General features: G+C 59.4%; 5 protein-coding genes and 7 pseudogenes. 4 read left to right on the top strand and 8 right to left on the bottom strand.

Features of this window, described 5'->3' with window-relative positions; all coding sequences use genetic code 11:
• Position 1 precedes the first annotated feature (1 nt).
• Positions 2-532: an RNA pyrophosphohydrolase gene (gene rppH / locus AC6I8M_RS15635; RefSeq protein WP_010616951.1), complete on the bottom strand. Its 531-nt coding sequence runs from the start codon at positions 530-532 to the stop codon at positions 2-4.
• A 683-nt stretch (positions 533-1215) separates the two neighbouring features.
• On the opposite strand from rppH, the gene mutH reads away from it, so the two are divergent.
• The 4 genes and pseudogenes from mutH (at position 1216) to AC6I8M_RS15615 (ending at position 4228) form a co-directional block, all read left to right on the top strand.
• Entirely contained in the window at positions 1216-1902 is a 687-nt protein-coding gene (mutH, locus tag AC6I8M_RS15630) for a DNA mismatch repair endonuclease MutH (RefSeq protein ID WP_010616950.1), read from the top strand.
• A 97-nt stretch (positions 1903-1999) separates the two neighbouring features.
• Positions 2000-2710 (top strand): annotated as a pseudogene (locus tag AC6I8M_RS15625) (TerC family protein).
• A gap of 116 nt (positions 2711-2826) precedes the next feature.
• Complete coding sequence (locus AC6I8M_RS15620; RefSeq protein WP_022549235.1) at positions 2827-3006, top strand: YgdI/YgdR family lipoprotein; 180 nt, start codon at positions 2827-2829, stop codon at positions 3004-3006.
• Positions 3007-3187: 181 nt separating this feature from the next.
• Positions 3188-4228, top strand: coding sequence for an NADP(H)-dependent aldo-keto reductase (locus AC6I8M_RS15615; RefSeq protein WP_010616948.1), 1041 nt, complete (start codon positions 3188-3190; stop codon positions 4226-4228).
• A gap of 109 nt (positions 4229-4337) precedes the next feature.
• Here the strand turns inward: AC6I8M_RS15615 and lplT are convergent.
• The 7 genes and pseudogenes from lplT to AC6I8M_RS15580 form a co-directional block, all read right to left on the bottom strand.
• A pseudogene (lplT, locus tag AC6I8M_RS15610) lies at positions 4338-5527 on the bottom strand (lysophospholipid transporter LplT).
• Positions 5524-6844, bottom strand: a pseudogene (locus AC6I8M_RS15605) (AMP-binding protein); the annotation flags it as partial. The pseudogenes AC6I8M_RS15605 and lplT, both read right to left, overlap by 4 nt.
• Positions 6825-7844: pseudogene (locus AC6I8M_RS15600) on the bottom strand (efflux transporter outer membrane subunit); the annotation flags it as partial. The pseudogenes AC6I8M_RS15605 and AC6I8M_RS15600, both read right to left, overlap by 20 nt.
• 3 nt (positions 7845-7847) lie before the next feature.
• Positions 7848-7964 carry a hypothetical protein gene (locus tag AC6I8M_RS15595; protein WP_498013823.1) on the bottom strand — a complete coding sequence of 39 codons (117 nt, stop codon included), beginning with the start codon at positions 7962-7964 and terminating at the stop codon, positions 7848-7850.
• 54 nt (positions 7965-8018) lie between these two features.
• A pseudogene (locus tag AC6I8M_RS15590) lies at positions 8019-10161 on the bottom strand (efflux RND transporter permease subunit); the annotation flags it as partial.
• Positions 10158-13026 (bottom strand): annotated as a pseudogene (locus tag AC6I8M_RS15585) (efflux RND transporter permease subunit). The pseudogenes AC6I8M_RS15585 and AC6I8M_RS15590, both read right to left, overlap by 4 nt.
• Positions 13023-14221: pseudogene (locus tag AC6I8M_RS15580) on the bottom strand (MdtA/MuxA family multidrug efflux RND transporter periplasmic adaptor subunit). The pseudogenes AC6I8M_RS15585 and AC6I8M_RS15580 overlap by 4 nt, the downstream one beginning before the upstream one ends.
• Between the last annotated feature and the right edge of the window lie 56 nt (positions 14222-14277).

The raw sequence follows: 14277 nt of genomic DNA, 5'->3' as shown, positions 1-14277 counted from the left end.
CCTATCCTCTTTTACGTCGATGGGCGGCGTTATTATTGCGCTGCCCCGCACTCTCCTGCATAGACATCACCACGCCAGCGAATTCCTTCATGACGCGGCGATACACATCGCGCTTGAAAGAGACAACCTGACGTACCGGATACCAGAAGCTGACCCAGCGCCAGCCATCGAACTCCGGCGTGCTGCTGTGTTGCACATTAATATCCGCGTCATTACACATCAACTGCAGAAGAAACCACTTTTGTTTCTGGCCGATACACACCGGCTTTGTGTCCCAACGCACCAAACGTTTTGGCAACTTGTAACGTAACCAGTTACGGGTTGAAGCAAGTATTCGAACATCTTTGCGGTGTAAACCCACTTCTTCGAACAGTTCGCGATACATCGCCTGTTCAGCGGTTTCACCCGGATTGATGCCTCCCTGAGGAAACTGCCAAGAGTGCTGTCCAAAGCGCCTAGCCCATAACACTTGTCCTTGCCTGTTACAGATTACGATACCAACATTCGGGCGGTAGCCATCATCATCGATCACTGGACTACCTCAAAGCTAAATTTGAATAGCCTGATTGTTTCATACTCCTTACAGGCGGTAAACCACTGGATATCCGTGCCGCTGACCGGATAACAATGGGATAACTCACAGATAATAGCCATGTTATAAACAGACAGGGGCATTTAACGGCGATATTATTCACCTTTTCTGTGGATAGATTTGTGCAGAACACGGGAATGAGTTGAATAACCGCTTCGGAAAATTCTCATGCACGCCGGGGCGAATAGCACTAAAAACACCATTTATCATAGCGATAGCCAATCAACCCGTTCAGATACACAGCGTGAAAGCCGGTTATTCTTCACCACGCGGTTACCGCTGCTCAAAGATCCATCACCGTTGATTTTATCCACAGATAATATCCTAAACCTGGGCAGAGAATGGAAAAAAAGCGCGCAGTTCGGCAAAGTCAAGGCTGTAAATGGAAACAGGGGTGGGCAAACGTGGGGTTATCCCACTTTTCTGTGGATAACTGGGTTTAAGATCCTGTTCATTGTCGATAACAAACCGGGATAACCGCCTCTTACCCTAGTGAGCTCCAGGTCAATCGCGCTAAAAAAGCATGCTGAATCATGCTATTATCACGCTTACATTGTCCGGCACGATGTGGACAACGCGCACTGACCTTTACTGACCATATTTTGACCAATGCGAGTTTTATCATGAATTGCCCTGCCGCCTTGCCTGCTGCGCCCCGTAACGAAGCCGAACTGCTCCAGCGAGCCCAACAGCTGGCTGGTCAGAGCTTTGCCGCGCTGGCCGCGCAGCTCGGCCTGCCGATGCCCGCCGATTTACGCCGTGACAAAGGCTGGGTCGGCATGCTGCTGGAGCTGCTGCTTGGCGCCAGCGCCGGCAGTAAAGCCGAGCAGGATTTTGCGCATCTGGGTATTGAACTCAAAACCATTCCGGTCGACGCGCAGGGTAAGCCGCTGGAAACCACCTTTGTCTGCGTGGCACCGCTCACCGGCAACAGCGGCGTTACCTGGCAAACCAGCCACGTGCGCCACAAGCTGGCGCGGGTGCTGTGGATCCCGGTGGAGGGCGATCGCGCTATTCCGCTGGCTGAGCGCCGCGTTGGTTCGCCGCTGCTGTGGCAGCCGAATGCGCAGGAAGAGCAGCAGTTACGTGAGGACTGGGAAGAGCTGATGGACATGATCGTGCTCGGTCAGGTGGAGCGCATCACCGCCCGCCACGGTGCGTGGCTGCAAATCCGGCCGAAAGCGGCCAACAGCAAAGCGCTGACCGAAGCCATCGGCGAACATGGCGAGCCGATCATGACGCTGCCGCGCGGTTTTTATCTCAAGAAGACCTTTACCGGACCGCTGCTGGCACGGCATTTTCTGCTGTAATTCCCGGTACAACCTCGCCCTTGCAGGAACGCTTTAGGCAGCGCCGCCTGCGCCGTGTATAATTCCCGTTTATTTTTCGTTTAGGAATGAAGGATTCATGTTTGACTGTATTGCTGATCCCAACGCCTGGCTGGCGCTGGGAACATTAACCATTCTGGAAGTGGTGCTGGGTATCGATAACATTATTTTCCTGTCTCTGGTGGTCGCGAAACTGCCGCAGCACTAGCAAAACCGGGCGCGCCGGCTGGGTCTGATGGGGGCGATGTTGATGCGCCTCGGGTTGCTGGCCTCCATCGCCTGGGTGGTGAGACTGACGCAGCCGTTCTTTTCCATCATGGACCACGCCTTCTCCGCGCGCGATCTGATTCTGCTGTTCGGCGGCCTGTTCCTGTTGTGGAAGTCGAGCATGGAGATCCATGAAACCATCGAAGCCGGCGAAGAGGAGCACAAAACCAATGTGCACTCTTTCTTCGGCGCCATCGTGCAGATCATACTGCTCGACATCATCTTCAGCCTGGATTCGGTGATCACCGCCGTCGGCCTGTCCGATCACCTGTTCATTATGATGGCGGCGGTGGTAATCGCGGTGCTGATGATGATGGTGGCCGCGCGCGCGATTGGCGAGTTTGTTGAGCGGCATCCGTCGGTCAAAATGCTGGCGCTGGCGTTTCTGATTCTGGTCGGCTTTACCCTGATCCTCGAGAGTTTTGGTATGCATGTACCAAAAGGTTACATTTATTTTGCGATGTTCTTCTCCATGGCGGTAGAGTGTCTGAACTTGATGCGCAGCAGGAAAAACAAAGCGTAACCTGTCAAGGGCGAGCGCATCTCGCACTGTTATTTTAGGAATGATGCGATTACTCCAGCTGGCAAAAGCATTTATTACTACACTTTTGCTGTTGAAGTGGCTTGAGGGAGCTGAGAATGAAAGGGTTGGTAAGTGCAGTGGGCCTGCTGCTGGCGGCGCTGGCATTAAGCGGTTGCAGCAGTGATTACGTAATGGCCACCAAAGATGGCCGCATGATTATGACCGAAGGTAAGCCGTCGATTGATAAAGAAACCGGTCTGGTGCAGTACACCGACGAACAGGGCCATGTTATGTAAATTAATGGTGACGAGGTTTCCACCATCATTGAGCGTTAAGTGCCAAATTGCCTCGCCTGTACGCGTTTTCCCCCTGTGCAGGCGTTTCCCGAACTTTCCCCCCTTCCTTCTGCGCCACTTCACAGGCTATAGTCCCAGAGAACACAACATTCCCTTTCATAATGAAAAAAGGAAGCCGGCAATGCATTATCACCGTATCCCCCATAGCACGCTGGAAGTCAGTCAGCTGGGGTTAGGCACGATGACGTTTGGTGAGCAGAATAGCGAAGCCGACGCCCACCAGCAGCTTGATTACGCCGTAAGCCAGGGTATTAACCTGATTGATACCGCCGAGATGTATCCGGTGCCACCGCGTCCGGAAACTCAGGGCCTGACCGAAAAATACATTGGCAGCTGGCTGCAAAAGCGTGGCAGCCGCGACAAAATCATTCTGGCGAGTAAAGTCGCCGGTCCGGTGCGCGGCAGCGATGCGCTGATTCGCCCCAACCAAGCGCTGGACCGCAAGAACATCCGCGAAGCGCTGGACGCTAGCCTGAAGCGCCTCAATACCGATTACCTCGACCTCTACCAGCTGCACTGGCCGCAGCGCCAGACCAACTACTTTGGCAAGCTCGGTTATCAGTACAGTGACAACACTGCCACCGTTACGCTGCTTGAAACGCTGGAAGCGCTGACCGAACAGGTGCGCGCGGGCAAGATCCGTTACATTGGCGTCTCGAACGAAACGGCCTGGGGCGTGATGCGCTACCTGCAGCTGTCGGAGAAGCACGAGCTGCCGCGTATCGTCACCATTCAGAATCTGTACAGCCTGCTGAACCGCAGTTTTGAAGTGGGTCTGGCAGAGATTAGCCAGCATGAGGGCGTGGAACTGCTGGCCTATTCCAGTCTGGCCTTTGGCACGCTGAGCGGCAAATACCTCAACGGTGCGAAACCGGCCGGCGCACGCAATACGCTGTTCAGCCGCTTTACCCGCTACAGCGGCGAGCAGTCACAGCAGGCGATTGCCGCCTACGTGGCGCTGGCGAAACAGCACAACCTAGATCCGTCACAGATGGCGCTGGCCTATGTGCGGCAGCAGCCGTTTGTGGCCAGCACCCTGCTCGGTGCCACCACCATGGAACAGCTGAAGATTAACGTGGAGAGTTTCAACCTGACGCTGAGCGGCGAGGTGTTAGAGGCGCTGGAAGCGATTCACCGTCAGTACACGTATCCGGCACCGTAATCCCCTTGGTGCGCGTTAACGCGCAGCCTGTAAGGTTTATGACCCTGGCGTACGCGCCGGGCTATGGTAGGGTCGCCATTAATGGCGACCTAGTCCCTTTCTGCGCCGCTCAGCGACGCGCTCTCCACCACAGCACTGCAATCGCAATGGCGAACAGCGCGCCGAAGCCCACACCCGTCGCGACCGCCGGCGCACCCAGCTTAATCGCCACGGTATACAGCCCCAGCATAAGCAGCATCGCGTTATTTTCACCCAGATTTTGCACCGCAATCGCGTTGCCTGAACCCACGGTATCTTTGCCGCGCTCCTGCAACAGCGCGTTGAGCAGCACCATAAAGAAGCCGCCGAGCGCACCAATCAGCATCAGTAACAGATACGCATTCAGCAGGCTATGCTGCAGCGAGAACAGCACCACCATCACGCCAATCAACACGCCGGCCGGCATGCAGCGCCGCACCGTTTGCAGCGTGACCAGTTTTGCCGCCGCGGCCGCGCCGATAACGATACCGATCGCCACCATGGCATTCAGCGTGGTCGGCGTTTTGTTGTCCGTGATGCCGAGCACCACCGGCACCCACAGCACCAGCAGGAAGCGCAGCGTGACGCCGGCGCCCCAGAACAGGCTGGTGCCGAGCAGCGAGAAGCGGGTTTCACCGTTACGCCACAGCAGCTGTGCAGAGGCGATAAAGCTGCGCAGCATCGCGCCCGAGTGCCAGCTCTGGCCGGGGCGCGCTGCCTGCAGACGCGGAATGAACAGGTTCGCCACCACCGCCAGTGCGTAAGTGAGTGCACACACCACCAGTGCTGCCAGCAGATGCCAGTCGGCGAGCATGCCGCCTGCCACCGAGCCGAGCAAAATCGCCGCGATAGTCGACGACTCCATCAGCCCGTTGGCTTTCACCAGCCGCGCGCCGCTGGTGATCTCCGTCAGGATGCCGTATTTCGCGGGCGAATAAGCCGCCGCGCCGACGCCCACCAGCGTATAGCCAGAAACGGATTAAAGCCGAAGCAGATCACCAGCGCACCGAGCAGCTTAAGGCTGTTGGCAAACATCATCACCCGCCCTTTGGCAAAGCTGTCGGCCATCTGCCCGACAAACGGCGCGAGCAGAATGTAAGTGGCCACAAACAGCATCTGCAGGATCGGCTGACTCCAGTCCGGATAGAACTGACTTTTCAGCAAAGCCAGCGTGGCAAACAGCAGCGCGTTGTCGCCAAAGGCAGAGAAAAACTGTGCCACGATCACCGCCAGCATACTGCGCGACAGTAAAGGGGCGTCCGGATTCACCGACTGACTCATGCCCGCTCCTCTTCTGCCAGCTGTTTCAGGCTGACGTAGTCTGGTTTACCGCTGCCCAGCATCGGCAGCTGTTTCATGTAGCGAATATCGCGCGGCACGGCCAGCTCTGGCGCACCAATCTCACGCGCGGCCAGCTGCAGCCGGTCGCGGCTGAGTTCACTGTCGGTGGTAAACAGCACCAGCGCTTCACCGCGCTGACCATCTGGCCGCAGCGACGCCGCGTGCTGTTTCTCGGCCGAGGCTTTCAGAGCAATCTTGCTCCACGCTCTCCAGCGACACCATCTCTCCGGCGATTTTGGCGAAGCGTTTAGCGCGCCCCTGAATCTGACAGAAACCGCCATCGTCAAAGCTGACAATATCACCGGTATCGTACCAGCCCGCTTCCTGTTCGCCTTCGCCGTTATCCGCCACCGGTGGCTCCAGCACGCCGGGGTTTTCCACCCGCAGATAGCCGTTCATGACGTTCGGACCGCGCAGCTGCAGCCGTCCGCCCTGCTCAATGCCGGGTACCGCAATCAGTCGTGAATCCATGCCCGGCAGAATACGCCCTACCGTATGCGATTTGGCGGCCATCGGCACGTTGATTGCCACCACTGGCGCACTCTCGGTCACGCCGTAACCTTCGAGGATGCGGATGCCGTACTTCTCCATGTAAATCTGGCGCGTGCCTTCCTGCAGCTTCTCGGCACCGGCGAAGACGTAGCGCAGCCAGGCGAAATCGTACGGGCTGGCAAAGCGCGCATAGTTGCCGAGGAAGGTGGAGGTGCCGAACAGCACGGTGCAGTTACGGTCATACACCAGCTCCGGCACGATGCGATAGTGCAGCGGGCTGGGATAGAGGAACACCTGCGCGCCGGTCAGCAGCGGCGTGAACAGCCCGACGGTGAGGCCGAAGGCGTGGAACAGCGGCAGCGCCGACATAAAGCGGTCACGTGGGGTGAAGTCCGCCACGGTGCGAATCTGCTCCACATTCGCCAGCAGGCTTTTGTGCGAGTGCACCACGCCTTTGGGATTGCCTTCCGAGCCGGAGGTAAACAGCACCATTGCCGCGTCTTCTGGCTGCTGCGCAACCTGCGCCCGGCGCGGCAGCAGCAGGTGCGCGAGGATCCACAGTTTGTCCTGCAGCGTTACGGTATCCTTCAGATCCTCCAGATAGATCCACTGCACCTCCGTCAGTCCCTGCGGCAGGTGCCACAGGTTGCCCTTCTCCAGGAACTGGCGCGAGGTAAACACGGTTTTCACCTGCGAGGCGGTCAGCGCCGCGCGCATGCCGTTGATGCCGGCGGTGTAGTTGAGCATGGCCGGCACGCGCCTGCGCCACTTTCGCCGAGGTCGCGCCAAAATCGAGCAGCGTACCGCTGAGCTCCGGCCCCAGCGACCAGGCGCGATTCGGCAGCGACAATAAACTGTGGATCGCTGAGGCGGTCACCCCACCGCTGGCGCTGAGCGTCAGGTCAGGATAATAACCGGCAATCGCCACCCCAACCGCCGCGTTGGCGGCCGCCACGTTACGTTCGGCATAAGCGATGTCCGGACGGCGCTGCAGCAGCGCCGAAGGCAGGCTCTCAGGGATGGACGGCAGCGTGGCATCCAGCTTCGCCACCGGCAGCGTAAAGTCGGCTGGCGCACGCCCCAGCAGCAGCGCCACCGCGTGTTCCAGCTGCGCGCGCTGCCACTGATAATCCTGCGCCAAGGTGGCGCGGGATTCGCTACCGGCGCGGTACTTGTTGTTAATCACGCTGAGATAGCGCTGATAAGCCTCAATGCTGCGCTGATAGAGCGCGATCTTTTCGTCGATGATGCGCAACTGAAAATAGTCCTGCGCCAGCTCTGACTGGGCACTCAGCGTGACATTGGCCAGTTCAGCCTGACTGGCCTGCGCGCTGGCCTTATCCTCTTCCTGCGAGCGGTGCAGTTTGCCCCACAGATCCAGCTCCCAGCTGGCACTCAGCGTGGCACTGTGGCTGTTGCTGACGCTGCACTGACCGCTGGTGCTGGCATCGTAGTCGAGTGAGGGAAACAGCGCCGCGCGCGACTGCGCGCTCAGCGCCTAGGCTTCGCGATACTGCGCCGCATAACTGGCGACGTTCTGGTTGGAGATGCTCACCTGGCGCAGCAGGCTGGACAAGGTGACATCGTGATACACCGTCCACCACTCCCCTTTGCGACTGGCGTCCTGCGGAGTGGCCTGCGTCCAGCCTTTGGCCTCTTTATAATGCGTCGGCAGCGCCATCGCCGAACGCTGATAATCGGGGCCAACGCTACAGCCAGCAACCAGCAGCGCTGCCGTCAGCGTGCCAATGTTCATCATTTTCATCAATCAGGATTCCACATGACGCACGCGCCGCCACTGACGCTGGGTGGCGCGGCTGAGACGATCCAGCCAGAGATAGACCACTGGCGTGGTAAACAGGGTCAGCAGCTGGCTCAGGGCCAGACCGCCGGCAATGGCAATCCCCAGCGGACTGCGTAAATCAGCGTCGCCACCGCTGCCCAGCCGCGTGGCGCGGTCGCGATCGATGTTAATCACCACCTCCTGTCCGCCGGTTTGCGCATCGGAATCCACGCTGTTGAGTTGCGGTATGGCGTCCAGCGGCGCAGCAGATCGAGATCGTCAGCCTGCAGGCTGTACTGATAAGTGGCGTTGGCGCTGCGCCCTCCGATGTGCAGATCCTGCGCGGCTATCAGGAACAGCTGCGCCCCGGCAATATGGCGGTTTTCAGGCTCAGCCGGTTAGCCACTTCGGTAGCACTGGCGGTGCGCTGGTCAAAATCTTTCAGCCGGACAAAAAAGTTGGCGCTATTGCGCGAGCCAAACATGCCGCTGCCCATTGACGACATCACGCTGTCTACCGCCGGATCGGCCTCAATGATTTTGGTGAACGCCAGCATCTTTGGCTTCATCGCCTGGAAGGAGATGTTCTGGTCAGCGCGCAGGGCGCCCATCAGCAGACCGGTGTCCTGGTTGGGGAAAAAGCCCTTTTGCACCACGCTAAACAGAAACAGATTGAGCAATACGGTGAGCAGCAAGCTCAGCAGGGTGATCTTCTGGTGCGCCATCACCCACGCTAGGCCACGCGCGTAGGCGGCCAGCAGCGCGTTGAGCGCATTTTCGATCAGCTGATAGAGCGGATGCGGCCGCCGGGTGACCTGCGGCTTCGGCCGCAGCAGCCGGGCGCACAGCATCGGGGTCAGGCTGAGCGAGACAAACATGGAGATCAGCAGCGAGACCGTCAGCGTCACCGCAAATTCACGGAACAGGCGGCCAACAATACTGCCCATCAGCAGAATCGGGATAAACACCGCTACCAGCGACACCGTCATCGACAGTACCGTAAAGCTCACCTCATGGGCACCGCGCAGGGCGGCACGCAGCGGACTCAGACCGGCTTCGATGTGCCGGGTGATATCTTCCAGCACCACGATGGCGTCATCGACGACAAAGCCCGTGGCGATGATCAGCGCCACCAGCGACAGGTTATCGAGACTGTAGCCGAGCAGATACATCACCGCGCAGGTGCCGATCAGCGACACCGGCAGCGCCAGCGCCGGAATCACCACCGCCTGCAGATTGCGCAGGAAGACAAATACAACGGCAATCACCAGCAGCATCGCCACCAGCAGCGTCTCTTCGGTGTCATACAGTGAGGCGCGCACCGTTGGCGAACGGTCTACCACCACTTTGAGCTGGGTATCGGCAGGCAGATCTTTCTCCAGCTGTGGCAGCTGCGCTTTGATGGCGTCAATGGTGTCGAGCATGTTGGCGCCGGCCTGACGCTTGATGGCGATCATCACCGACGGCTGTGAATTGAGAAAGCCGGCCTGATACTGATCCTCCACCGAGTCATACACCGTGGCGACGTCATGCAGTCGCACCGCCTTACCCGCGTGGTAGCTGACTATCAGGTCGCGGTACTGTGCCGCTTTGTCCAGCTGGCCGTTGCCGTCCACCATCCAGGACTGGCTGCTGCCCTGCAGCATGCCTTTCGGCAGATTGGTGGTGGTGCTGGCGACGGCGCTGCGCACCGTATCCAGCGCAATGCTAAAGTGCGTCAGCTGTTGCGGCTGCAGATCGATGCGGACCGCCGGCAGCGCGCTGCCCATCAGCGACACTTCGCCCACACCCCTGACCTGCCCCATCGCCTGCTCGATTTTGCTTTCGGCGAGGTCGTACAGTTCACCCGGCGTGCGCGTGGCGGAGGTGAGCGCCAGCATCACAATCGGCGCATCCGAGGGATTCGCTTTGCGATAGGTCGGCAGCGACTCCATGGCACTCGGTAACAGGCTGCGCGCCGCGTTTATCGCTGCCTGTACGTCGCGCGCCGCGCCATTGATATCGCGGTCAAGTTCAAACTGCAGTATCACGCTGGTCGAGCCCTGCGAGCTGGTCGACGTCATCTCCGTCACACCGGCAATCTGGCCGAGCGAACGCTCCAGCGGCGTCGCCACCGTGGCCGCCATGGTTTCCGGGCTGGCGCCGGCCAGGCTGGCGCTGACCATGATGGTAGGAAAATCCACCTGCGGCAGCGGCGCGACGGGCAGCAGCCGGTAGCCCAGCGCCCCGAGCAGCAGGATCGCCAGCGTCAGCAGCAGCGTGGCAACCGGGCGAAAGATAAACAGCCGGGTGATGTTCATGGCTCGCCCCGCGCCTGCTGCTGCCTGCGCTGCACGTAGCGCTTACCGCGCTGCGCCAGCCCATCAAACCACAGATAGATCACCGGGGTGGAGAACAGCGTCAGCACCTGGCTCACCAGCAGGCCACCGACAATCACCAGCCCGAGCGGCTGACGCAGTTCGGCACCGGAGCCGGAGGCCAGCATCAGCGGCAACGCCCCGAGCAGCGCCGCCATGGTGGTCATCAGAATCGGCCGGAAGCGCAGCAGGCAGGCCTGATGGATCGCTTCGCGCGGCGTCATATGCTGCTTATGCTGCGCCTCCAGTGCGAAGTCGATCATCATAATGGCGTTCTTTTTGACGATGCCAATCAGCAGAATGACGCCAATCAGTGCGATCAGGCTGAATTCGCTGCCCGCCAGCATCAGCGTCAGCAGCGCCCCGACCGCCGCCGACGGCAGCGTGGAGAGAATGGTCACCGGATGGATAAAGCTCTCATATAAAATGCCCAGCACCACGTACATGGTGATCAGCGCCGCCAGAATCAGCCACAGCGTATTGCCGGTGGCACTCTGGAACGCCGCGGTTTCACCCTGATAACGCAGCGTTATGCTGGTGGGCAGTTTAAGCTGCTGCGTGACCTGCGCAATCGCCCGCTGCCCGTCCTCCAGCGAATAACCGGGGTTAAGATTGAACGACACCATCACCGCCGGGAACTGATTCAGGCGCATGTGCATCAGCGCCCCGGTCCGCGCATGCACGCTGGCGACCGCGGTGAGTTTCACCATGCCGGTGGTGGTGGTCTCACTGTCGCTGTCGCTGCTGGTTGATGCACTGCTGCTCACCGGCAGATAAACGTCATCAAAAGACGCCGGCGACTGCTGATACTGCGGAGCCACTTCCAGCACCACGCGATACTGATTAGCCTGGGTAAAAATGGTGGAAACCAGCCGCTGACCAAAGCTGTTGTACAGTGCGGTATCGACGTCAGCCGCAGTAATGCCGTAGAGCGCCGCTTTATCGCGATTCAGCTCCACATAGGCCACGCGCCCCTGATCCTGCAGGTTGCTGACCAAGCCATTAAACTCCGGGCGCTGCTGCAGCGCAGCTATCAGCTGCGGCGTCCAGCGCACCAGGTTTTCGCTGTCGGCATCATCAAGGGTGAACTGGTACTGGCTCGGCGTCACCTGATCGTTAACCGTCAGGTCCTGTGATGGCTGCAGATAAAGCTGAATGCCGGCGACCTGGCGCGCCGCCTGCTGTAGCTGCTCAATCACCTCATCGGCTTTGACGTCGCGCTGGTCAAACGATTTCAGGTTGATCTGCAGGCGCCCGCTATTGAGGCTGGTGTTATTGCCGTCGATACCAATGGTTGAGGACACACTTTCTACCGCCGGATTTTGCAGGATCACCTTTGCCAGCGCCTGCTGACGCTGCGCCATCGCCGTGAAGAAGACATCCTGCGACGCCACGGTCACACCCTGAATCAGCCCGGTATCCTGCGTGGGAAAGAACCCTTTCGGGATGGCAAGATACAGCAGCGGAATCAGGACCGCAATCAGGGAAAACGTGAGGGAAATAATGGCGAATCCAATCTGCTGCGAGCCTTTCAGCGCGGCCTGCATCGGCGTTTCGCCCTGCTCCAGCCGACGCGAAATGTTCTCCACCACCACAATCGCGTCATCAATGACAAACCCGGTGGCGATGGTCAGCGCCATCAGCGACAGGTTGTTGAGGCTGAAATCGGCGAGATACATTACGCCAAAGGTGCCAATCAGCGACAGCGGTACTGCCACGCTGGGAATCAGCGTCGCCGCCACGTTGCGCAGAAACAGGAAGGTCACCATCACCACCAGTGCGATCGACAGCATCAGTTCAAACTGTACGTCGCTGATCGAAGCGCGGATGGTCTGCGTGCGATCGGCGAGCACGCGCATTTTCACGCCATCCGGCAGCGCCGCCTGCAGTACGGGCAGCTGCATTTTTAATGCTATCCACCACCTGAATGACGTTGGCTCTAGGCTGGCGCTGTACGCTGATGACAATTGCCGGACGGTCATTGTCCCACGCCGACTGAAAGCGATTCTCCGGCCCCAGTTCGATATGGGCGATATCCTTGAGCCGCAGCGCCGCACCGTTCTGCTAGGTGAGAATCAGATTGCCGTATTCGGCCGCGGTGCGCAGCTGGTCGTTGGCGTCGATGGTCACCGAGTGATATTTGCTGTCGAAGCCGCCTTTTGAACCGTTGACGTTGCTGTTGGCGATCAGCGTATTGACGTCTTCCAGTGACAGCTTGTGTGCCGCCAGCGCTTTCGGATCCATCTGCACGCGAATCGCCGGCTGATGACCGCCCGCCAGGGTCATCATACCCACGCCGTTGATTTGCGACAGCTTCAGCGCCACGCGCGTGTTCACCAGATCCTGCACCTCAGTCAGCGGCAGCGTGTCGGAACTGGCCGCCAGCGTGATCACCGCACTGTCGGCCGGATTGACCTTTTTATACGTCGGCGGATTGGGCAGATCGTCCGGTAACAGATTATTCGCCGCGTTGATCGCCGTCTGGACTTCCTGTTCGGCTACGTCGAGCGAAAGATCCAGGCTGAACTTCAGGGTGATAATCGATGACCCGCCCGAGCTGGCAGACGTCATCTGGCTAAGGCCGGCCATCTGACCGAGCTGACGCTCCAGCGGCGAGGTCACGGACGAGGCCATCACGTCCGGGCTGGCGCCAAAATAAAGGGTAGTAACCTGAATGGTCGGATAATCCACCTGCGGCAGCGCCGAGGTGGAGAGAAATCGATAAGCGAACAGGCCGGCGATCAGCACGCCGACCATCAGCAGAATCGTCGCCACCGGGCGCAGGATAAACAGACGAGACGGATTCATGGCTGGGTACTTTTGCTGTCGTCAGCCAACTGGACTTTGCTGCCGTTAGTCAGACGATCGATCCCCTCGGTCACCAGACGATCGCCTAGCGCCACGCCCTGCAGGATCGCCTGACGATCTTCCCCCAGTGCCGGTCCGGTGGTGACCGCTTTGCGCGTCACGCTATGATCGTTATTGATAATAAACACAAAGCTCCCGTCGCTGCTCAGCTGCAACGCCTGCGCCGGAATCACCGTAGCGTTTTTCAGCGTGCCGGTTTGCAGACGCAGATTAACGAACTGGTTAGCAAACAGCGCTTCGTCTTCGTTAGGAAAGCTGGCTTTCAGTTCGATGGTGCCGGTGCTGGTATCGATCTGATTGCTGATGTAATTCACCTCACCCTGTGCCAGTACGCTGCTGTTGTCCTGATCGAAGGCCGTCGCGGGCAGGCTCTGGCCGTTGCGCAGTGCGTGCGTCAGCTGCGCGATGTAGCTCTGCGGCACGCTGAACGTCACGGCGGCAGGCTGTATTTGCGTCACCACCACAATGCCGGTGGTGTCGCTGGTCTGCACCATATTGCCGGGATCGACCAGCCGCAGGCCCACGCGGCCGCTGATCGGCGACGTGATGCGGGCATACTCAATATCCAGTTTTGCGCTGGCGATTTGCGCCTGATCCGCCGCCACCGTGCCCTGATACTGGCCGACGGTAGCAATCTGGGTATCCAGATCCTGGCGCGACAGCGAGTCCTGCGCTGCCAGCTTTTTGTAGCGTGCCAGCGTCAGTTGCGCACTGGCAGCAGCGCCTGGTTCTGGCTGAGATCGCCCTGATACTGCGCCAGCGTCGCCTGATAACTGCGCGGATCGATCTGCGCCAGCAGCTGACCGGCGCTGACTTTCTGCCCTTCAGTAAAGAACACCTGCTGCAACTGCCCGGCCACGCGGCTGGTGACGCTGGCGTTGGGGACCACCGTGCCAAGCGCGTTCAGGTATACCGGCACGTCGGCCGTCGCGGCAACGCCGCTTTGCACCAGCGTTGCCGGGCCGCTCATCTGCGCCGCCCCGCGATGACCGCCTGGCGGCAGGTCGCCGGGTACTGCGCCCCGCTTGCCGCTTGCCACACGCCAGATCACGCCTGCCGCGATCAGCAGCACCAGCAACACAAGCAGCCATTTCAGCCAGCGGGAGAAACCAGAACGGGGAGCATGGATAGTCATCAGCGTCTTCAGATCAGCAAAAGTGTGGGTAAAACCCCCGGTAAACAGGGGATTAT

This window comes from Type-A symbiont of Plautia stali, assembly GCF_059731155.1.
The sequence above is the reverse complement of the archived record's forward strand: the minus strand, read 5'-3'. Positions and strand labels throughout refer to the sequence as shown.